Annotated in this window: 18 protein-coding genes; 7 read left to right on the top strand and 11 right to left on the bottom strand. The window is 71.0% G+C overall.

The features are described from left to right. The first annotated feature begins 53 nt into the window (after positions 1–53). The 3 genes from EDD27_RS31325 to EDD27_RS31315 are packed head-to-tail and all read left to right on the top strand — an operon-like array spanning position 54 to position 2,753. The gene (locus EDD27_RS31325) at positions 54–965 is read left to right on the top strand and encodes an ABC transporter ATP-binding protein (protein WP_127935584.1); all 912 of its coding nucleotides are present in this window, start codon (positions 54–56) and stop codon (positions 963–965) included. Continuing rightward, entirely contained in the window at positions 943–1,734 is a 792-nt protein-coding gene (locus EDD27_RS31320; RefSeq protein ID WP_127935583.1) for an ABC transporter permease subunit, read from the top strand. The genes EDD27_RS31325 and EDD27_RS31320 overlap by 23 nt, the downstream gene beginning before the upstream one ends. Beyond that, a complete protein-coding gene (locus EDD27_RS31315) occupies positions 1,734–2,753 on the top strand; it encodes a PucR family transcriptional regulator (RefSeq protein WP_127935582.1) in 1,020 nt (339 codons plus the stop codon). Before EDD27_RS31320 ends, EDD27_RS31315 begins: the two co-directional genes overlap by 1 nt. Before the next feature lie 15 nt (positions 2,754–2,768). Here the strand turns inward: EDD27_RS31315 and EDD27_RS31310 are convergent, their stop codons facing one another. From EDD27_RS31310 to abc-f, 4 genes are all read right to left on the bottom strand, one after another. Continuing rightward, on the bottom strand, positions 2,769–3,389 hold the full coding sequence (locus tag EDD27_RS31310; protein WP_127935581.1) for a LysE family translocator: 621 nt from the start codon (positions 3,387–3,389) through the stop codon (positions 2,769–2,771). Positions 3,390–3,394: 5 nt separating this feature from the next. Beyond that, the gene (locus EDD27_RS31305) at positions 3,395–4,342 is read right to left on the bottom strand and encodes a quinone oxidoreductase family protein (RefSeq protein WP_127935580.1); all 948 of its coding nucleotides are present in this window, start codon (positions 4,340–4,342) and stop codon (positions 3,395–3,397) included. A gap of 81 nt (positions 4,343–4,423) precedes the next feature. Then, complete coding sequence (locus EDD27_RS31300; protein ID WP_127935579.1) at positions 4,424–5,290, bottom strand: Vgb family protein; 867 nt, start codon at positions 5,288–5,290, stop codon at positions 4,424–4,426. After that, entirely contained in the window at positions 5,284–6,894 is a 1,611-nt protein-coding gene (abc-f, locus tag EDD27_RS31295; RefSeq protein ID WP_421917335.1) for a ribosomal protection-like ABC-F family protein, read from the bottom strand. Before abc-f ends, EDD27_RS31300 begins: the two co-directional genes overlap by 7 nt. Positions 6,895–7,007: 113 nt before the next feature. Between abc-f and EDD27_RS31290 the strand changes: the two genes are divergently transcribed. Then, the gene (locus tag EDD27_RS31290) at positions 7,008–7,556 is read left to right on the top strand and encodes a TetR/AcrR family transcriptional regulator (RefSeq protein WP_127935577.1); all 549 of its coding nucleotides are present in this window, start codon (positions 7,008–7,010) and stop codon (positions 7,554–7,556) included. 48 nt (positions 7,557–7,604) lie between these two features. Here the strand turns inward: EDD27_RS31290 and EDD27_RS31285 are convergent, their stop codons facing one another. Genes EDD27_RS31285 through EDD27_RS31260 form a run of 6 tightly spaced genes read right to left on the bottom strand, consistent with a single transcriptional unit; the run spans position 7,605 to position 13,813 of the window. After that, positions 7,605–9,233: a serine/threonine-protein kinase gene (locus EDD27_RS31285; RefSeq protein ID WP_241564353.1), complete on the bottom strand. Its 1,629-nt coding sequence runs from the start codon at positions 9,231–9,233 to the stop codon at positions 7,605–7,607. Further along, positions 9,223–9,924, bottom strand: coding sequence for an HAD family hydrolase (locus EDD27_RS31280; RefSeq protein WP_241564352.1), 702 nt, complete (start codon positions 9,922–9,924; stop codon positions 9,223–9,225). The genes EDD27_RS31285 and EDD27_RS31280 overlap by 11 nt, the downstream gene beginning before the upstream one ends. A gap of 4 nt (positions 9,925–9,928) precedes the next feature. Then, the gene (locus EDD27_RS31275; RefSeq protein ID WP_127935575.1) at positions 9,929–11,002 is read right to left on the bottom strand and encodes an ABC transporter ATP-binding protein; all 1,074 of its coding nucleotides are present in this window, start codon (positions 11,000–11,002) and stop codon (positions 9,929–9,931) included. Beyond that, positions 10,999–11,850: an ABC transporter permease gene (locus EDD27_RS31270; protein WP_127935574.1), complete on the bottom strand. Its 852-nt coding sequence runs from the start codon at positions 11,848–11,850 to the stop codon at positions 10,999–11,001. Before EDD27_RS31270 ends, EDD27_RS31275 begins: the two co-directional genes overlap by 4 nt. Then, positions 11,838–12,662 carry an ABC transporter permease gene (locus EDD27_RS31265; protein ID WP_127935573.1) on the bottom strand — a complete coding sequence of 275 codons (825 nt, stop codon included), beginning with the start codon at positions 12,660–12,662 and terminating at the stop codon, positions 11,838–11,840. Before EDD27_RS31265 ends, EDD27_RS31270 begins: the two co-directional genes overlap by 13 nt. Beyond that, complete coding sequence (locus tag EDD27_RS31260; RefSeq protein ID WP_127935572.1) at positions 12,659–13,813, bottom strand: ABC transporter substrate-binding protein; 1,155 nt, start codon at positions 13,811–13,813, stop codon at positions 12,659–12,661. Before EDD27_RS31260 ends, EDD27_RS31265 begins: the two co-directional genes overlap by 4 nt. A gap of 112 nt (positions 13,814–13,925) precedes the next feature. On the opposite strand from EDD27_RS31260, the gene EDD27_RS31255 reads away from it, so the two are divergent. From EDD27_RS31255 to EDD27_RS31245, 3 genes are all read left to right on the top strand, one after another. Beyond that, positions 13,926–14,672, top strand: a complete 747-nt coding sequence (locus EDD27_RS31255; RefSeq protein ID WP_127935571.1) for a GntR family transcriptional regulator — start codon at positions 13,926–13,928, stop codon at positions 14,670–14,672. A 79-nt stretch (positions 14,673–14,751) separates the two neighbouring features. After that, on the top strand, positions 14,752–15,018 hold the full coding sequence (locus EDD27_RS31250; protein ID WP_241564351.1) for a DUF6504 family protein: 267 nt from the start codon (positions 14,752–14,754) through the stop codon (positions 15,016–15,018). Then, the gene (locus EDD27_RS31245; RefSeq protein WP_206641732.1) at positions 15,018–18,632 is read left to right on the top strand and encodes a DNA polymerase III subunit alpha; all 3,615 of its coding nucleotides are present in this window, start codon (positions 15,018–15,020) and stop codon (positions 18,630–18,632) included. The genes EDD27_RS31250 and EDD27_RS31245 overlap by 1 nt, the downstream gene beginning before the upstream one ends. A gap of 59 nt (positions 18,633–18,691) precedes the next feature. On the opposite strand, the gene EDD27_RS31240 is transcribed toward EDD27_RS31245, so the two are convergent. After that, positions 18,692–20,092: a sulfatase family protein gene (locus EDD27_RS31240; protein WP_241564350.1), complete on the bottom strand. Its 1,401-nt coding sequence runs from the start codon at positions 20,090–20,092 to the stop codon at positions 18,692–18,694. Positions 20,093–20,152: the final 60 nt, after the last annotated feature.

Genomic DNA, 20,152 nt, shown 5'->3' with positions numbered 1-20,152 from the left:
GCTGCCGGGTGCTGCCGATGACGGGCGGCGCGGCGGGCGGGGAAGATGCGGCCATGACAGCAGTGGTGCAGGCCGAAGGGCTGACCAAGTATTACGGGAAACGCCGGGGGCTGGAGGATCTCACGCTCGAGATCCAGCCGGGCGAGATCTTCGGCTATCTCGGGCCGAACGGCGCCGGCAAGACCACCACGATCAGGCTCCTGCTCGACGTGATCAGGCCGACTCGCGGCCTGGTACGGGTGCTCGGCGCCGACCCGCGCGAACCCGCGATCCGGTCCAGGATCGGCTACCTGCCGGGCGAACTGGCCCTGGAGGGCCGTGACCGGGCCAGGGACTATCTGCGCTTCCTCGGCCGGGTACGCGGCGGCGTGCCCGACTCCCGCATCGACGCGCTGGCCGAGCGATTCGACGCCGACCTGTCGGTGCAGATGCGCAAGCTCTCCAAGGGCAACAAGCAGAAGGTCGGGCTGATCCAGGCGTTCATGCACGAGCCCGAGTTCCTCATACTCGACGAGCCGACCGGCGGGCTGGACCCGCTGGTGCAGCAGGAGTTCCTGGCCCTGGTGCGGGAGGTGCGGACCTCGGGCCGTACCGTGCTCATGTCCTCGCACGTGCTGGCCGAGGTGGAGAACGTCTCCGACCGGGTCGGCATCGTCCGCGACGGCCGCCTCGTGGCCGTGGAGAACGTCGCCGCGCTGCGGGAGAAGGCGGTGCGCCGGGTCGAGCTGCACTTCGAGTCGCCCGTGCCGCACGCCGCCTTCGAGAACCTGCCGGGAGTCCGGGACCTGCGGGTGGAGGGCGCGAGCGTGAGCTGCACGATCGACGGCCGCCCGGACGCCCTGATCAAGACGGCCGCCCGGTTCACCGTGGTGCACATGGTCAGCGCGGAGCCGGACCTGGAGGAGATCTTCCTCACCTACTACAGCGACGAGGAGGGGCACCGTGATCGCCAAGAGTCTGCGTGACTACCGGCGGGCGCTCATCTGGTGGATGATCGGCATCAGCGCCTTCCTGACCGTCTACCTGAGCATTTACGAGAACGTCCGGCAGGACCCCGCGACGTTCAACGCCCAGGCCATGGCCAAGTTCCCGGGCCCGCTGCGCGACCTCATGGGCGGTCTAGGCGACCTGAGCATCGGCGCCGGATACCTGCAGTCGGTCGTCTACCAGCTGTTCGTGCCGATGTTGTTCATCGTGTGCGCGACGTTGCTGGCCAACCGGGCGATCGCGCAGCCGGAGGAGACCGGCACGCTGGAGCTGGTCGTCACGTTGCCCGTGGACCGCAAGCGGCTGGTGCTCCAGCGGTTCGCGGCGCTGGTCGTGGCCCTGCTGGCGGTGGCCGTGGTGACGCTGGCCGTGGTGTGGGCGGTGGGCGAGTCCGTCCAGATCGGGGTGCCGTTCGACCGGCTCCTGGCCGCGCAGACCGGGGTGTTCCTGCTCGGGCTGTTCGCCGGCACGGTGGCGCTGACCGCCGGCGCGGCCACCGGGCGCAGGGTGATCGCCTCGGCCGTGGTCGGCGTGTGGATCGTGGCCGGCTACATGGTCGTCACCGTGGGCCGCTCGGTGGAGGCGATCTCCTGGCTGAGGTGGCTCTCGCCGTTCCACTACTACGCCGAGGGCCGGCCCCTCTATGAAGGGCTGCCGGTCGGCGACTACCTTGTGCTGGCGGGCGCGACGGCCGTGCTCGTGCTGACCGCGGTCCTCGCCTTCGACAGGCGCGACGTAGGGGTGTGATGGCGATCTCCGAGATGCCCGCCGACCTGCTCGGCGGGCATCGCCAAGTGCTGGCCGAATGCGCCGCGACCGGCCGGTCGCCGGACCGCGCGGCGCTCGAGGCCTGCCGTGCCGCCGGCACACGCGCCGCCGAGTTAGGGATCTCCGTGCGGGCGCTGGTGGTCGCCGCGCTCGCCGCCGCCGAGGACCTGCCCCCGGTGCTGCCGGCGCTGCGCAGGTTGATCTCGGCGCTGATGGAGGGGTACGAGCAGGCGCAGCTCGCGGCCATCCGCGGCGAGGAGGCGGCACGCAGGGAGTTCGTGGACGACCTGCTCCAGGGCCGGGCCGAACGGCTGGCCGAGCGGGCCGAGCACTTCGGGCTGCGGCTGGCCGAGTCGTACGTGGTGGCCGTGGCCCGGGGCATGCGCGACGGTGACGAGGAACGTATCGAGCGTGACCTGATCGCCCGCTTCGGCTCGCACAACGTGCTGGTCGCCGTACGCGACGGGTTGCTGGTGTGCGTGACGCCCGCGACGTTGCCGGCCGCCGTGGGGGAGTTCACCCACCACGTACGCTCCCGCTTCCCGGCCGGGTGGCGGGTCGGCGTCGGCCGGGCGCACCGGGGACCCGGCGGCGTGGTGACCTCCTTCAGGGAGGCGGCCGACGCCCTGGGGCTGGCGGACGGGCTGGGCCTGCGCGCCGACGTGGTCAAGGCGGCCGACCTGCTGGTGTTCCCCGTGCTGTTGCGGGACAGGAGTGCCATCGAAGATCTGGTGACCACCGTGCTGAGCCCGCTGCTCGGGGCGCGGGGCGGGCACGAGCCGCTGCTCGAGACGCTGGAGGCGATCTTCGCCTCGCAGGGCAATCAGGCGGCCGCCGCCCGGCGGCTGGGGCTCAGCACGCGGGCGGTGACGTACCGGCTGGAACGAATCCGCCGCCTGACCGGCTTCTCACCCGACGACCCGACGCAGCGCTTCACCTTGGAGACCGCGGTGCTCGGCGCCCGCCTGCTGGGCTGGCCCGCCGGCTTCAGCCACTGACCCGGTCCGTGGGCGTCACTCGCTGACGGCCAACCGCACGCCGAACCCGACGATCACGACACCCGTCAGCCGGTCCAGGAACCGCCTCACCCTCGGGGACCTCAGGAAGCCGCTCATCAGCGACGCGAACCCGATCAGCGCCGCGCTCCACACCAGCCCCTCGGCCACGTGCACGCCTGCCAGCAGCAACCCCATGACGGCATGCGGCGCCTCGTCCGGGATGAACTGCGGCAACATGGCCACGTAGAACGCCCCCACCTTGGGGTTGAGCAGGTTCGTCATGAGCCCGCGCCCGAACCCCTTCCCGAACCCGACCTCCTGCGGCTGTTCGGGCAACTCCTGAGGGTCGTGCCTGGCCAGGACCATGCGCAGCCCCATCCACACCAGGTACGCCGCCCCCGCCCAGCGCAGCGCGGTGTACGCCGGCTGCGAGGCCGCCAGCAGCGCCGACAGCCCCGCCGCGGTCAGCACACCCCAGATGAGCGTGCCGAGCTGGATGCCCAGCGTCACACCCCAGGCCGGCCGCCTCCCGGCCACCAACGACGTCCGCAGGACCAAGGCCGTGTCCAGGCCCGGGGTGATGGTCAGCAGAGCCACCACGGCGGCGAACGACCAGACAGATCCCGCGATGTCCATGGACGTCAGGGTATGAGAAGCAACTTCCCGGTGGTACGGCGGGCCGCCAGATCCTCATGGGCGTGCCGCGCGTCGGCCAGCGGGTAGCGGTGCGAGATGTTGATCGTGACCTGCCCGGACGCGATCCAGCCGAACAGGTCGGACGCGCGCTGGAGCAGCTCCGCCCGCTCGGCGATGTAGTGCACGAGCGTGGGCCTGGTCAGGAAGAGCGAGCCCTGCTTGTTGAGCGTCTGCGGATCCACCGGCGGCACCGGGCCGCTGGCCGCGCCGTACAGGGCCATGAGGCCGCGCGGACGCAGCGCCTCCAGCCCGCCGTCGAACGTGGTCGCGCCGACGCCGTCGTACACGACGTCGATCCTGCCGCGCAGCGCCTCCGCGAAGGTGTCGTACCGCAGCACCTCGTCCGCGCCGGCCTCGCGGGCCAGCTTCTCCTTCTCGCTGGTGGAGACCGTCGTGTAGACCTTGGCGCCCGTGAACTTGGCGATCTGGATCAGCAGTTGCCCCATGCCGCCCGCTCCCGCGTGCACGAGGACCTGGTCGCCCTCCTTGACCGCGTACGTGGAGTGGGTCAGGTAATGGGCGGTCATGCCCTGCAACATCGCCGCGGCCGCCACCTCGGCCGGCACCCCGTCCGGCACCGGCACCACCCGATCGGCCGGGACCACGGCCTTCTCGGCGTAGCTGCCCAGCACGCCGGCCCAGGCCACGGTGTCGCCCACGGCCACGTCCCGCACCCCCGCCCCGACGGCCGACACGGTCCCCGCGCCCTCGGAGCCGATTGTCGTGGGGAGGGGGAGCGGGTAGGCGCCGGAGCGGTGGTAGATGTCGATGAAGTTGACGCCGCTGGCGGCGACGTCCACCACGACCTCGCCGTCACCGGGGACCGGATCGGGACGTTCGGCGTATTCGAGAACCTCTGGACCGCCTTGGGCGGAGACGATGATGGCACGCATGCCCCTAGTCAACTCCGCCCGCCATCTTCCGTGCCACCCGCCCCCCGCCTGAAGCGGAGCGGCACGGCTTCGGCGTGCGGGTCAGGTGAGGCGGGCCAGCGCCCCCGCTTCCAACGCCACCCAGATCGCGCCGTCGGGCCCGACGGTCAGCCCATGGGGCTCCACCTTGCTGGGCTCGCCAGGCAGGCGGGGGAGCGGGTGCTCTTCGATGATGCCGTCGGTGGTGATGCGCCCGACACGATCAGCGGCCCACTCGGTGAACCACAGGGCGCCATCGGGGCCGGTCACGATCGCATGCGGCCGGCACTCCCGATCGGGAAGCGGATATTCATCAACCTTCCCTGACGTGTCGATCCGCCCGACCTGACCGGCGCCGATCTCGACGAACCACAACGCCTCATCCGGCCCGCACGTGATCCCCACCGGCCCGGCCCCCGCTGTCGGAAGCGGGTGAACGACCACCTCACCCTCCAACGAGACCCGCCCCACCGCGTTGCCCTGGTTGAGCGTGAACCACATCGCACCGTCCGGGCCCGCCGTGATGAAGGCCGGCATGCCGCCGCCCTCCACCGGCACCTCGAACTCCGCCGACGACCCATCCGCCGCGATGCGCCCGATCCTTCCGCTCCGCATCTGCGTGAACCACATGGCGCTGTCCGGACCCGCGGCGATCCCGTACGGCGAGTCCGCCGCGTGCGTGGTCACCTGCCCGTCGGCGGTGATGCGGCAGACCCGCCCGCCTTTGCCTTCCGTGAACCACATCATTCCGTCGGGTCCGGGCGCGATCACGGTCGGCTGGCCGTCGGCCGGGTCGAGCTGGTGGATCATCGGCTCCTGGCCGGGCATCAGCCTGCCGATCCGTCCCTCGTGGACGAGCGTGAACCAGAGCGCCCCGTCCGTCCCCGTGGCGATGCCGTACGGCGCGCCGGCGCCGATCCTGGTCAACATATGCGTCCTCCCGCGAGGTGGAGTTCTTTGCCCTGGAAACGCCGCGTGAGCGCGCGGTCGTGCGACACCACGACCAGCGTGCCGCGGTAGCCGTCGAGCGCCTGCTCCAGCTCCTCGGCCAGGAGCGGTGACAGGTGGTTGGTGGGCTCGTCGAGCAGCAGCAGGTCATGCTCGGCGGCCAGCAGCCTGGCCAGTGCGAGCCGGCGCCGCTGCCCGACCGACAGCTCGCCGACCTTCTGGCCGAGCGTGTGCGGCCTGAACAGGCCGGTGCTCAGCAGCGCCGGCGCGCGCTCGTCCGCGTAGCCGTGCCCGTAGGCGGCCAAGACCGCCAGGTCGGGGTCGAACGTGACCTCCTGGGGCAGGTAGCCGACCCTGACGTGGTCGCGGGCGTGCTCGGCGATGGTCCGCAGCAGCGTGGACTTGCCCGCGCCGTTGGGGCCGCGCACCAGCAGCCGGTCGCCTGCCTCGATCGTCAGCGACTGGACCCGCAACCGGTCACCGACCCGGATGTCGCGCAGGTCGGCCACCGCACGCCGATCGGCGCCTCCGCCATCCATCGCTCTGTCCGCCACCCGAATCGCCTGCTCGTATGCGGGATCGGCGGCGGCCGCGCCGAACGTGCCGCGGAAGCGCAACGGGTCCGGCGGGCGCGGCACCGGGTCGTCCAGCAACCGGCGCAGCCGCTCGTGGGCATTGCGGACCCGGCTGGCCACCGAGCTCTGCACCCGCCCGGCGTTGCGGTCGTAAGCCATCTTGTTGTTGTCGCGCATCGTCCGCCCGGCGGCGACCCGGTGGGCGGTGGTGGCGGCATGCTCGCGCACCTGCCGCACCTCCTCGCACCACGCCGCGTAGGACTGCTCCCAGCGTGCCCGCGCCGCGTTCTTGGCCGACAGGAACCCGGTGTAGCCGCCGCCGAAGCGGGTGACGGCGCCGTCCTCGACCTCGAGCACCGCCGTGGCGACCCGGTCGAGGAAGACCCGGTCGTGCGACACCACGACCACCGTGCCCCGGTGCTCGCGCAGCCGGTCCTCCAGCCAGGTCAGCGCCGACTCGTCGAGGTGGTTGGTCGGCTCGTCGAGAAGCAGCACCCGAGGCGCGGCGGCCAGGACGCAGGCCAGGCCCAGCCGTGCCTGCTCGCCGCCCGACAGGCTCGACAACACCCGGTCGCGGCCCACGTGGGCCAGGCCGAGGCCGTGGAACGCCTTGTCCACCCGGGCGTCCGCCTCGTAGCCGCCCCGGGCCTCGTAGATCGTCAGCAACTCGCCGTATTCGTCCATCACCTCGTCGGTGAGCGCCGACTCCAGCTCGCGCATCCTGCGCTCCATGGCGCGCAGGCCGGCCAGCGCGGCGTCGACGGCCTGCTGGACCGTGTGACCGGGCGGCAGGCCGAGCGTCTGCCCGAGGTAGCCGACGTCGCCGGACACGACGACCTCGCCGTCGTCGGGGCGCTCGACCCCGGCCAGCAGCCGGAGCAGCGTGGACTTGCCAGAGCCGTTTTCGCCGACGATGCCCGCGCGCTCGCCGGGCTTCACGGACAGGGTCAGCTCGGCGAGCACGGCACGCTCGCCGTAGGACTTGGAAACGCTTTGGAGGTGGATCAGGATGGAACTCCAATCGCAACTGATGTAGCTTTAGTCTGTCACAGAAGAGACCTCAAACGCAACTGGAGTAGTTTTTGGGAGCGAGCGGCAAGCGTCCCGGAGGGCGGAGCGCGCGGGTGCGCGACGCCGTGCGGCAGGCCACGCTGGGGGAGCTGGCCGAGCACGGGTATGCGGGGTTGACGGTCGAGCGGGTGGCCGAGCGGTCAGGCGTGCACAAGACGACCGTCTACCGGCGCTGGGGCAGCGTGGAGGGGCTGATCTCCGACGCGCTGGAGCTGGCCAGGGACGAGCCGTGGCCGATTCCCGACACCGGCACGATCCAGGGTGATCTGCGGGGCATCGTCCAGCTCGTCCGTTCCGGCTTCGCCGATCCCGAGCTGGGCCCGGTGTCGTCGGCCTTCGTGGCCGCGGCCGTGCAGAGCCCGGAGGCGGCGCGGGCGCTGCACGAGTTCTTCGTCGCCAGGCACGACCAGTCGGCCGAGGTCGTGCGCCGTGCGATCGCCCGAGGCGACCTCCCTGACGTGGTGGACGTCAGGGAGGTGATCAGGGTCGCGGTGGCGCCGGTCTACTACCGGTTGTTCGTCGCCCACGAGCCGGTGACCGAGCAGGACGCCGACCGAGCCGCCGACGCCGCCCTTGCGGCGGCCCGCGCCGGCGTGCTTTGAGAGGACTCAGCGTCGAAAGGGGAGGTCGATGGGGCTCATGAGGACCGGCTAGGACTCCTCCTTCGTCCCCCGCAGCTCGAAGTCGTCGAACGTGGTCTTCAGCACCGAGTCGCTGCCCTTCGGCGTGCGCGCGAACAGGCCGACGAACCCGTTGCCGATGCCGTTCGGATCGTCCACCTGATGAACCTGCTCGTCGTTCACCCACATCGTCAGCCGCACGGCCGACCCGCGCTGCTCGCACGAGGCCACGATGCGGGCCGGCTTGCCGCGCACGTCGTCGACCAGGACCGGCTGGGCCAGCGTGCCGCCCGCCCCGTCGACGATGCGCCGGATCCTGGCCATGCCCTTCGTGTCCAGCCCGAACTCGTAGTAGGTGTCGTCATCGTTGGAATTGTGGCAGTAGACGCCGTATTCGCCGGTGCCCGACGACCGCTTGATCTCGGCGGTGACGCCGACGACGACGCTCGCGGGCAACATCGGGGTGGGCGTGGCCGAGGGGTCGGGCGTCGTCGTGGGCGTGGCGACGAGGAAGGGGATGGGCGCCTTCGCCCACCGCTCCTCGTACCCTTTCTCCACGTCCAGCCCGTACGTGCCGTCGGTGCGGTAGCCGTAGCTGCTGGACGCCTCGGGATCGTAGGTGCCGCTCCAGCCGCCGGAGGTCTGCGTGAAGTCCTCCGCGTAGAGCACCCCCAGATCGGGCGGCCCGCTCGGGCCGAGCACACTCCAGGCGCCCACGCTCGCGCCCACGAGGAGAACGGCGGCGCCCGCGAGAGCGCCGTAGAGTTTCCCGCGGCCCGCCTTCTTCGTCGGCTGGACCTCGGTGTACGCGGCGGTGGCGTGCTGCCAGGCCACCTGCACGGTCTGCGCCGCCTGCTCGGGCCCGGCCGAGCGGCCGACGAGGTGGTCGAGCAGTTGCTGGGCGGTGGGCCGCATGGCGGGGTCCTTGCGCAGCGCCGCCGCGAGCAGCTCACGCAGGCCGGGGTCGACGTCAGCGAGGTTCGGCTCGGTGTTGAGCACCTGGTAGACGATCGCCGGCAGCGTCTCCCCGCCGAAGGGGGTCCGCCCGCTGGCGGCGAACGCGATCAGGCAGCCCCACGAGAACACGTCGCAGGCCGGCGAGATCGGGTCACCCCGCAGCACCTCGGGCGCCATGTAACGGGGCGTGCCGACCAGCTCGCCGGTGCCGGTGACGCCGCCCAGCGTGTCCAGCGCCCGCGCGATGCCGAAGTCGATCACGCGCGGGCCGACCGGGGACAGCAGCACGTTCGACGGCTTGAGATCCCTGTGCACCACCCCGGCCCCGTGAATGGCGGTGAGCGCGGTGGCCACGCTGACGGCCAGCGCGTCCAGGCTGGAGCCGCGGAGCGGACCCGACTGGCGTACGGCCTCCTCAAGGTTGGGTCCCGGCACGTATTCGGTGACCACGTAGAGCTGGTCTCCGTCGAGCGCGGCCTCGAGCACCGCGGCCGTGCAGAACCTGCGTACGCGGCGCGCGGCGTCGGCCTCCCTGCGAAAGCGCATGCGGAACTGCTCGTGCTGGGTCAGCTCCGGATTGATCACCTTGACGGCGACCCGCTGCCCGGCGGGATCCTCGGCGAGGTGCACCGTGCCCATCCCACCGCGGCCCAGCACGCTGAGTAACCTGTAGCGCCCAATGTGGGAGGTTTCACCGCTCACGGCGCGCTAGCTTACCCACAGGGCCCGGCTCGGCGCAGACCCCTTGCACGCGGTCGAGCGACGGCAGGCCGTGCTGGGGCTCCACCACGAGCACGTGGCACCCCGCTTTTCGAGCGGCCGCGACGCCTGCCGGGCTGTCCTCGATGGCGACGCAGCGTGCGGGGGTCGTGCCGAGCCGCCGGGCCGCCTCCAGGTACGGGTCCGGGTACGGCTTGCCGCGTGCCGTGTCCTCGTTCGCGATCACCAGGTCGAACGGGTGATCCAGGCGGGGGAGCACCAGATCGACCACGCGCCGGGGGGAGGCGCTGACCAGCGCCGTCGGGATGGCGGCGGCGGCCAGGCCGTCGAGGAGCTCGCGGGCGCCGGGCACGACGGTCACGTCGGCCGCGACCCGGGCGGCGAAGGCGTCGGTCAGGCGATCGGCCACCGCGCTGAACGCCCGCCCGGCCGTGTCGTCAGGGATCGCGCGTTCGGTCACATCGTCCGGGACCGGGTGCCCGGCCGGCTCGTCCTGCACCAGGTAAGCGGCCACGTCCTCGACCGTCCGGCCATGCACGTGCGGCACGTCGGCCGGGCTCAGGCGGCGACCGAGGGACTCGGCGACGGCCTCGGCCGCCTGCCACCACAGCCCCTCGGTGTCCACCAGCGTGCCGTCCATGTCCAGCAGCACAGCATCGGGCCCGGGAGCCACGCGGTCAGACGGCATCGGCGGCCACGACGGGTGCGGGGACCGTGACCGTACGGGCCGCCACCAGCACCGGCCGCTCCACCAGCCGGACGGCCACCCGCGTGCCGGGCCCGAGACTGGCCGCCTCGTGCCCGGGCACGTCGGCGAGGACCTCCCCGCCCTCGACCGCCAGCCGCAGCCGTACGGAGGCGCCGCGGAACGACGCCGTGATCACCTCGGCGGCCCCGTCCTCGTCCGGGACGACCCGCACCGCCTCCGGACGGATCAGCACGTCCACGGACGGATCCTCAGGAACCTCCCCGTCCACGGGAAGGAGCTGCCCGAGCACCGACACCTGATCCCCGGTGAGGTGACCGGCGAGGTGGTTCATGGTGCCGACGAACTCCGCCACGAACGGCGTGGCCGGCCGGTCGTAGATCTCGGCAGGCGAGCCCACCTGTTCGAGCCGCCCGTCACGCAGCACCGCCACCCGGTCGGCGACCGACAGCGCCTCCTCCTGGTCGTGGGTGACGAAGATCGTCGTGATGCCGAGGTCGAGCTGGAGGCGGCGGATCTCCTCACGCAGCGCCACGCGCACCTTGGCGTCCAGCGCCGACAGCGGCTCGTCCAGCAGCAGCACCCGCGGCTCCAGGGCGAGCGCGCGGGCCAGGGCGACACGCTGCTGCTGGCCTCCCGACAGCTGGTGCGGGTAGCGGTCGGCGTGCTCGGGCAGGCCGACGAGCTCCAGCAGCTCGTTCGCCTTGGCGTGCCGGACCGTCGCGGACACGTTGCGGACGCGCAGGCCGAAGGCGACGTTGTCGCGGGCGTTGAGGTTCGGGAAGAGGGAGTAGGACTGGAAGACCATGCCCGCGTCCCGCTTGTTGGCCGGGACATTCGTGATGTCCTTGCCGTCCACCAGCACCGCCCCGGAGTCCGGCCGCTCGAACCCGGCCACGCACCGCAGCGCCGTCGTCTTGCCGCACCCGGAGGGCCCGAGCAGGGCGACGAACTCGCCGGGGGCGATGACCAGGTCGAGGCCGTCCAGCGCGACCGTCTTGCCGAACACCCGCTGGAGCGCGCGCAGCTCCACCGATGCGGTCATTTCTGTTTCTCCCTACCGAAGACGGTGGACACGGCGAGCAGCAGCAGCCAGATGAGCAGCAGGCTGAGGATGGACACGGCGACCGAGAGCTGCCCCGCGGAGCCGGAGACGGTCACGATCCACACGGCGAACGGCTCGTACCCCAGCAGGCTGGCGACGGTGTACTCGCCCAGCACCAGCGCCAGCGTCAGGAACGACGCGCTGGCCAGCGCCGAGCGCAGGTTGGGCACGACGACCCGGAACACCACGTACGGCCACGAGGCGCCCAGATTGCGGGCCGCCTCGACCAGCGTCCGCACGTCCATCGTGCGCAGCCCGGAGTCCAGCGACCGGTAGACGAACGGCAGCACCAGCACCACGTACGCCAGCACCAGCACCACGGGGAACCCCGGGTCCTGCACCGCGATGATCGTGCGCCAGAACGGCGTCGGCGCCAGCACGTCGGTCCCCACCCGCAGCGAGGTCCCGATCCCGGCGACGAACGTGATCGGCGGCACCACCAGCGGCAGCGTGCACAACATCTCCATCACCGGCCGCAGCCGCGGCGCGAACAGCCGCACGGCCAGCATCGCGGGCAGCGACAGCAGCAGCACCAGCACGATCGTGGCGACCGCGAGGCCCAGCGACAGCAGCAGCGACCGTACGAACCCCTCGGCCGTCAGCAGCTCGCCGTAGGCGGACAGCGACACGCCTTCGACGGGCGTGTGGACCGTGTACCAGAAGGAGGCGCCGAGCGGGATCAGGAAGTACGCGGCGGCCAGCAGGAACACCACCCCGCGCCACACCCGCGGCCGGGCGGGCGGCTTGGCGACCGCGGCGACGGGCTCCAGGCCGGTCAGTGCAGCCATCGGGAGCTCCTCCTCTGCAGCGGCAGATAGACCGCCATCACCAGCCCGGCCACCACGACCATGTCGAGGCTGAGCGCCAGCGCGATGTTCTCGTAGCCGATCAGCACGTCGCCGGTGAGCGCGCTGGCGATCTTCAGGGTGACGAGCGGCACGACGGTGCCGACCATGGCGTTCGCGGTGGCGTACGCGGAGAAGGACGACCCGAACAGCAGCACCACCCCGCCCAGCATGGCCGGCGTGAGCACCGGCAGCGCGACGAAGCGCCAGTAGTGCCAGGCGGTGGCGCCGTTGTTCGCGGCCGCCTCGCGCCACTGCGGCCGCAGCCCGTCCAGCGCCGGCGCCATGACCAGCACCATCAGCGGGATCGAGAAGTAGAGGTAGACGACGACCAGGCCCCAGAACGTGTAGAGCGAGCCCGACGGCAGCCCGATCAGGCCGCTCACCACGCCCGAGTTGCCCAGCGTGGCGATCCAGAAGAACGCCAGCGGCACCCCGCCGAAGTTGGCCAGCACCCCGGATGCCGTCAGCACCGCCTCACGCAGCAGCGTGAAACGCGAGGTCACGACGGCGTGGGCGAGGAACGTGCCCAGCACCGCCCCCAGCAGCGCGACCACGGCCGACAGCCGCACGCTGCCGATCATGGCGTTGAGGTAGCCGCCCTGCAAGCTCTGCGCCAGGTTCGCCAGGCTCGGCCGCCCCTGCACGGTGAACGCCCCCACCACCAGCGCGATGGCGGGGACGCCGAAGACAAGCGCGAAGAACGCCAGCAGGGGCAGCGCCCCCAGCCAGCCCTTCGAACGAGTCCTGCTCATCCCGAGATCGCGGCGTCCCAGCCGCTGGCCAGCTTGGCCTTGGCCGCGTCCACCTGTGCGCTCGTCGGGAACGTGGGCGTGCCCTCCACCGAGGGCAGCTTCTCGGCCAGCGCCTTGTCCACGGTGCCGTCCGCGGTCATCGCCGGCATCAGGACGGGCCGGGCGAAGCCCTTGAGGAACAGGTTCTGGCCCTCGGCGCTGTAGAGGAACTCCTGCCACAGCCTGGCCGCCGCCGGATGCGGGGCGTCCTTGTTGATGGCCTGGGCGTACATCTGGAAGTACTTGCCGTCGGAGGGGATGTTGACCTTCCAGTCGATGCCCTTGGCAGCCATCTGGGGCGCGTAGGCGGCGTTGTTGTAGTCCCAGTCGATGCTGATCTGGGTCTCGCCCTTCTCGATGGTGGCCGGCGTGGTCTCGACCGGGTTGTAGTTGCCGGCGTCCTTGAGCTTCTTGAAGAAGTCGATGCCGGGCTGGATGTCGTCGAAGGAGCCGCCGTTGGCGAGGGCGGCGGCGTACACGCCGGCGAAGGCCGAGCCGGATTTGGTCGGGTTGCCGTTCAGCGCGACCTTGCCCTTGTACTCGGGCTTGAGCAGGTCGGCGAAGCTGGTCGGGCAGGTGGCGATCTTCTTGGCGTCGCAGCCGATGGACACGTAACCGCCGTAGTCGTTGACCCAGAGCCCGGTCGACTCCTTCTGCCCCTCGGGGATCTTGTCGAACGTCTGCACCTTGTACGGCGCGAACAGCCCTTCGGCGGCGCCGCTGATGGCGAACGACTGGCCGAGGTCCAGCACGTCGGGGGCGCGGTCCTGGCCCTTGCGGGTCTTCACCGCGTTGATCTCGTCGGCGCTGGCCGCGTCGGGGGTCTCGCTCTCGATCTTGATGCCGTACTTGGCCTGGAACTTCTCGATGATCTCGCCGTAGTTGGCCCAGTCCGGCGGCAGGGCGATGACGTGCAGGTTGCCCTCCTTCTTGGCCGCCTCGACGAGCTTGTCGAAGCCGCCGAAGTCGGCGGCGGAGGTGGCGGTGGCCGCGTTCACCCCGCCTTGGGAGGCTTGGGTGGTCGCCTGGGTGCCGGGGGCGGCTCCGCAAGCCGCGGTGACTACGGTGAGGGCTGCGGCAAGGCCGGCCGCGCGGGCGCGATATGTGAACACGACGCCTCCATTGTGCAGGGGGTGTGCAAAGAAACTAGAGGAACTTGTACAAACAAGCGAGCACTAGTAAGTCGCATGAATGTTGCTCTTTCGTGAATGGGAGGGGACGGCCTTGGTTGCGCGCTATGAACTGATCGCCGATGAGCTGCGGGAAGAGATCCTCTCCGGCGCGTACCCGGTCGGTTCCCAGCTCCCCAGCGAGGCCGAACTGGCCGGGCGGTTCCGCGCGGCCCGCGGCACCGTGCGCCAGGCGGTGGCCGTGCTGGTCGCCGAGGGCCTGGTCGGCTCCAGGCAGGGCGCCAGGCGCATCGTGCTCGGGGCCGCGCGCAGCCAGAGCTTCGCCGAGCTGCACAGCTTCGCGCAGTGGGCGCGCGCGGGCGGTTACCGTTTCGGCGGCCAGGTGATCGAGCAGCGCCGTCGCCGGGCGAGCGCAGCCGAGTCCGCCAGATTAGGCGGTGGTGAGGTGCTGGAGGTGCTGCGCCTGCGCACGCTGGAGGGCGACCCCGTTCTCGTCGAGCGCACGGTGTACGCGGAGTGGGTGACCCCCGCCGTCGAACTGCTGCCCGCCGACTGCGAGTCGGTCACCGAGGCGCTGTACGACGCGATCGGGCTCGTGTTCGCCTACGGCGAGCACCTCATCGACGCGGTCTCCGCCGGGGTCCAGGACGCCCACCTGCTGGGGGTACGCCGCGGCAGCCCGCTGCTGCGCCAGCGCAGGACCACCACCACCCACGAGGGCCGCCCCGTGGAGACCTCCGACGACCGTTACCGCGCAGGCAGCGTGGCCTTCAGCATCCGCAATTCGATCGGCGCGAACCCGCTCGTTCGGCAGGCAATCGACTTGCGATCTCGGAGCTGAGAACATATGTTCGACTTATAAGCGCCCGCCTTCCCCCGGGTGGCTCAAACAGAGGACCAGAGCCGCGGGGAGAAGCGTCTTGAGCAGACTCTATGGCGATCCGATAGAGGTGTGGACCAGGGACGGGGAGCCGACCCAGTTCGTCTGGCGCGACCGCCTCTATATGGTTCGTCGTGTCCTGGACCACTGGGTGGTCGCGCGCGAGTGGTGGAAGACCAGCGAGGGCGACCCCGGTGAGCGGCAGTTCTGGCGGGTGGAGGCCAGCCCGGGGCGCGAGGCCGGCTCTTACGAGCTGCGTTACGACACCGCCAGCAACGGCTGGCTGCTGCTGAGGGCGTGGGACTGATGGCGCCCCCGTTCCCGCACCTCGACGTGTGCTCCTCGTACTCCATGCGCTACGGCACCGCCTTCCCGCAGGCGCTGGTGCGGAGGGCGGCCGAGTTCGGCATGGACATCCTGGCGCTGACCGACCGCGACGGCCTCTACGGCGCGATCAAGCACGCCCAGGCGTGCGCCGAGGCCGGGATCGCCCCGGTCCTCGGCGTGAACCTGGCGCTCGCCACCCCGCCCCCGTCGTTGCTTCCCGGCATTCCCGCCCCCCGCCCCAAGACCGGGCCGAGCGCCGAGGACCGGGTCACCGTGCTGGCCCGCGGCCGCGGCTGGTCGCGCCTCTCCCGCCTGGTCACGGCCGCCCACCATGCGGGAGAGCGGGGCAAGCCGGAGGTGACCCGCGATCTGGTCGGTGAGTGGGCCGGAGAGCCGGGCGGCGATCATGGGTTCGGCGCCGAGGACGGCCTGGTGGTGCTGCTCGGCCCCAGGTCCGACGTGGGCCGCGCGGTGGCCGAGCGGCGCGACGAGCAGGCCAGGACACTGCTCGGCCTGTGGCGGGACACGGTGCCCGGCGTCGTGATCGAGCTGGTCGACCAGTACGGCTACCGCGATGCCACCACGGCCGTGCGCATGCTCGGCCTGGCCGAGTCCATGGGCGTGCCCGCCGTGCTGACCAACGCGGTGCGCTATCTGGACCCGGTCGACCACCAGGTCGGCGACGTGCTCGACGCGGCCCGCCAGCTCGTCCCGCTGCACCCGCGCCACCTGGACCGCACCACCTCGCACGCCTACCTCAAGAGCACCAAGGAGATGTGGCAGGTGGCGGCCAAGGTCTGCGGCGCGGACGAGACGAGGGTGGCGCGGCTGCTGTACACCACCAGGCGGCTGGCCGAGGCATGCTCGATGGAGCCGCTCGACCTGCTCGCGCTCCGCAACGACCCGCCGAACCTGCACCTGCCCGAGATCGGCCGGGACCCGGTGCCGCTGCTGCGCCACCGCGTCGAGGACGGACTGATCAGGCGCGGCCTCGACCGCTCGGCCGAGGCCAGGGGGCGCCTGCGGGACGAGATGGCCATCATCGAGAAGAAGCGCCTGTCCGGATATTTCATCGCCGTGGCCGGCATCACCGACATGATCCGCGGCAGGGGCATCCGCTGCGCCATCCGCGGCTCGGGCGCCGGCAGCCTGGTCAACTACCTCATCGGCATCGGCGAGGTCAACCCGCTCGACCACGAGCTGCTCATGGAGCGTTTCCTGTCCGAAGGCCGCATCGGGCTGCCCGACATCGACGTCGATGTGGAGTCGGCCCGCCGTCTCGACTGCTACAAGGCCATCTTCGACCAGTACGGCGAGGCCCGCGTGGCCTGCGTGTCCATGATGGAGACCTACCGGGCGCGCAGCGCCATCCGCGACGTCGCCGGCGCGATGGGCCTGCCGCCGCACGAGATCGACGCGATCGCCAAGGCGTTCCCGCACATCAGGGCCAAGCAGATCACCGCGTCGCTGCACGACCTGCCCGAGCTGCGCGACAGCCGGCTCAACGAGGCGGGCCTGGACCGGGTGTTCCGGCTGGCGGAGAAGCTCGACGGCCTGCCCAGGCACATCGCGCTGCACCCGTGCGGCGTGCTGATCGGCAACGCGGGGCTGCGGGACAGGACGCCGGTGGAGCGCAGCCTGCTGGAGTTCCCGATGTCGCAGTTCGACAAGGACGACGTGGAGGAGGCCGGGCTGCTCAAGCTCGACGTGCTGGGCGTGCGGATGCAGTCGGCGATGGCGTACGCGCTGACCGAGATCAAGCGCGTGGACGACGTCGTGGTCGAGCTGGACACGCAGCAGGGAGAGGACCCCGGCGTCCAGTACGTTCCCCACGATGACCAGGACACCTACGACATGATCTGCGCCGCCCGGACTCTCGGCTGCTTCCAGATCGAGTCGCCGGGTCAGCGGGAGCTGGTGGCCAAGCTGGAGCCGCGTACGCTGCACGACCTGATCGTGGACATCTCGCTGTTCCGGCCGGGGCCGGTCAACTCCGACATGGTCACCCCCTACCTGGAGGCCAGGCACGGGTGGCGGCAGCCGTACTATCCGCACGAGCGGCTGCGGGAGGCGCTGAAGGAGACGCACGGCGTCGTGGTCTTCCACGAGCAGGTGCTCAGGATCATCTCGGTGATGACCGGGCGGGACCTGTCGTACGCCGAGATGTTGCGGCGCACCCTCGACACGCCGGAGGGGCGGGATCGGGTGCGCGGGGTGTTCGTGCCCCTGGCCAAGTCCAACGGCTTCGACGACGCGTCGGTGGAGCGGGCCTGGCACGTGCTGGACGCGTTCGGGGCGTTCGGGTTCTGCAAGGCGCACGCGGCGGCGTTCGCGCTGCCTACCTACCAGTCGGCCTGGCTGAAGCGGCACCACGCGGCGGCGTTCTTCGCCGGGGTGCTCACGCACGAGCCCGGCATGTACCCGCCGCGGGTCATCATCGACGAGGCCAGGCAGTGCGGGATCAAGATCCTGCCGCTCGACGTCAACAAGTCCGGCAAGGACTGGCGGGTGGAGCGGCTGGGTCCGCGCACCCAGGTCCGTGCGCGGGCGCCGGAAGGCCGGCGGGTGGAGTTCAGGATCGGGGAGATCGGCAAGGGGTACGCGCTGCGGGTGCCGTTCTCGGCGATCAAGGGCGTGAGCGAGGCGGAGGTCGAGCGGATGGTGGCGGGGCAGCCGTACACGTCGCTGGCCGACTTCTGGGACCGCGCCCGGCCCTCGCGGCCGACGATCGAGCGGATCGTCCAGGTCGGCGGCCTGGACGCGCTGCACGACCTGCATCCGGGCGGGCCACGCTGGCGGCCCGGCGAGCTGACCAGGCGTGACCTGATCGCCCAGGTCGGCGCGCTGGAGCGGGCCTCGTCGAGCGGGGTGCGGGCCGGTTCGCGCACCTCCAAGCGCTACACCCCCGTGCGCCCGTCCCGAGCGGAAGAACCCTCCGTGCAGCTCCCGCTGGGCTTCACCGAGCACCTGCCGCCGGGGGAGCTGCCCGAGATGACGGAGGCGGAAATGGTCGAGGCCGAGCTGGAGATTCTCGGCATCGACATCAGCCGGCACATCATCAGCTTCCACGACGAGCTGCTCGACCTGCTCGGAGTGGTACGTTCCAAGGATCTTCTCGCACAGCGCAACGGGGCCGAGGTGCTGGTGGCGGGGGTCAAGGTGGCGACGCAGACGCCTGCCGTGCGCTCGGGCCAGCGCGTCATCTTCACCACGCTCGACGACTCGACCGGGCCGATCGACCTGACGTTCTTCGAGTCGGTGCAGGGGCGGTGCGCGGCGACCGTCTTCGGGTCGTGGCTCCTGCTGGCTCGGGGGGTGGTCCGGCGGACGGGCACGCGGGCGGTGTCGATGCGGGCGGTGGACTGCTGGGACCTGGTGGACCTGGACGTGCTCTGGCGCTCCCAGGGCATCGAAGCGGTCCGCGCCCTGCTCGCGGAGACGCCTGAGCGGGTGGCCGGGGTCCGCGGACGCAGAATCGAATACCCCAACGGCTTCCGCCTCTCGCCCTACTCCGACCTCGGCCCGGCCATCGTCACCCCGCCCCGGCGGCTGTGGCACGCCAGCCCGGGCAGCTCCGGCCCCTCAGCCGCCTGACCACAAACAGGGATGGGAGGCGTGGCTCGTCGACGCCTCCCCACCGGGGTCATCAAAGGTCATTCCCGCAGATCGGCTTCCCTGCAACTCGCCCCGGAGCAGGCCACCATCCCGGCCAGCCGCGCATCCAGACCGGCCAGCAACGCGGGATCGGCGCCGGCCGCCAGGTTCCGCAGCTGGTACGGATCCATCTGCAGGTCGTACAACTGCCGCTCTCCCGTGTCATACCGCACATACGTGTACCGATCCGTACGCAAGGCCTGATACGCCGGCACAGGCGTCTGCTTGGCCGACGCCCGATTCGCCGGTCTGGTGAACTCGACCAGCACGTTCTTCCGCCACCGCGCCGGCCGGTCACCCCGCAGCAGCGGCACCAGCGACCGCCCCTCCGCGAACGCCGGCGGCCTGGCCCCGCCGAGCTCGGCGACCGTGGGCGCCAGGTCCACCGTGACCCCCATGTGCGTGATCGTGGAACCCGGCGCGACGCCCGGACCGCGCACCACGAGCGGGATCTTGATCGCCTCCTCGAACGGGGTGGTCTTGCCCTGCGCGAGCCGATGCGTCCCGAGATGGAAGCCATTGTCCGAGGTGAAGATGATGTAGGTGTTGTCCAGCCGCCCGGTCTGCCGCAGCGTTTCGACGACGGAACCGACGAGGTCGTCCACGCCGAGCATGGCCCGCAGCCGGGCGCGGAAACGTTCGTCGATCGCGTCGATCCTCGACTCGTCGAGCACGGGCAGGCTACGCATCCAGAGCGGCTCCGCGCTCACGTCCTGCTGGTTGAACGACGGCGTCCGCGGCGCCATGGCCAGCGGGAACTCGCCCGCGTGCCGCCAGGCGGGGTTGGCCGGATTGTGCGGGGCGATCGGCGCCAGGTACAGGAGGAACGGCTCCTTGGACCCGGCGATGAAGTCGCGGCTCTTGCGGGCCAGCACGTAGGACAGGTATTCATCCTCCGTCCAGCCGTAGTCGACCAGCGTGCCGTTCTCGTTGAGCCGGTAGCCGTACTCCTCGTAGAGGTTGCGGACCGGCACGGCCCACTCGTCCCAGCCGGGCGGCACGTACGTCTCCGCGGCGGCGCTGCCGGGGTAGTGGTTGAGGAATTTGCCCATCAGCGCCGTGCGGTACCCGGCTTTCTGCATCCAGGTCCCCAAAGTGGATCGTTCCAGACCTTGAGCATGGAAGCGGTCGAATCCCCCTTCTGGGGGCGTGTTCGTGAAGACGCCGTGACTGTGGACGTACTGGGAGCGCAGGATCGACACCCTGGACGGGCAGCACCAGGAGTTCGTCACGAAGAACCGGTCGAACGAGGCGCCCTCACGCACCAGATGCTGGGTGATGTTCGGAAAGTACGCCAGCGTGCCTGTCTCCAGATCGTCGACCACGATGAGGACGACGTTCGGCCTCGACGCGCTCGCGGCCGCCATGGGCTCGGCCGCCGGGAGGAGCAGGAACAACAAGCATGTAACTCGACAGAGACCTTTGAGCACGCAGTGTGACTTCCCCGGAAGATCCTCCAT

The organism is Nonomuraea polychroma (assembly GCF_004011505.1).
Lineage (GTDB): Bacteria > Actinomycetota > Actinomycetes > Streptosporangiales > Streptosporangiaceae > Nonomuraea > Nonomuraea polychroma.
The sequence above is the reverse complement of the archived record's forward strand: the minus strand, read 5'-3'. Positions and strand labels throughout refer to the sequence as shown.

Bases quoted from the DNA above. Each gene is read 5' to 3' on its own strand.
- EDD27_RS31300 (WP_127935579.1), bottom strand. From the start codon at position 5,290: ATGTTGACCAGGATCGGCGCCGGCGCGCCGTACGGCATCGCCACGGGG.
- EDD27_RS31315 (WP_127935582.1), top strand. From the start codon at position 1,734: ATGGCGATCTCCGAGATGCCCGCCGACCTGCTCGGCGGGCATCGCCAA.
- EDD27_RS31265 (WP_127935573.1), bottom strand. From the start codon at position 12,662: ATGAGCAGGACTCGTTCGAAGGGCTGGCTGGGGGCGCTGCCCCTGCTG.
- EDD27_RS31310 (WP_127935581.1), bottom strand. From the start codon at position 3,389: ATGGACATCGCGGGATCTGTCTGGTCGTTCGCCGCCGTGGTGGCTCTG.
- EDD27_RS31325 (WP_127935584.1), top strand. From the start codon at position 54: ATGACAGCAGTGGTGCAGGCCGAAGGGCTGACCAAGTATTACGGGAAA.
- EDD27_RS31275 (WP_127935575.1), bottom strand. From the start codon at position 11,002: ATGACCGCATCGGTGGAGCTGCGCGCGCTCCAGCGGGTGTTCGGCAAG.
- EDD27_RS31270 (WP_127935574.1), bottom strand. From the start codon at position 11,850: ATGGCTGCACTGACCGGCCTGGAGCCCGTCGCCGCGGTCGCCAAGCCG.
- EDD27_RS31305 (WP_127935580.1), bottom strand. From the start codon at position 4,342: ATGCGTGCCATCATCGTCTCCGCCCAAGGCGGTCCAGAGGTTCTCGAA.
- EDD27_RS31245 (WP_206641732.1), top strand. From the start codon at position 15,018: ATGGCGCCCCCGTTCCCGCACCTCGACGTGTGCTCCTCGTACTCCATG.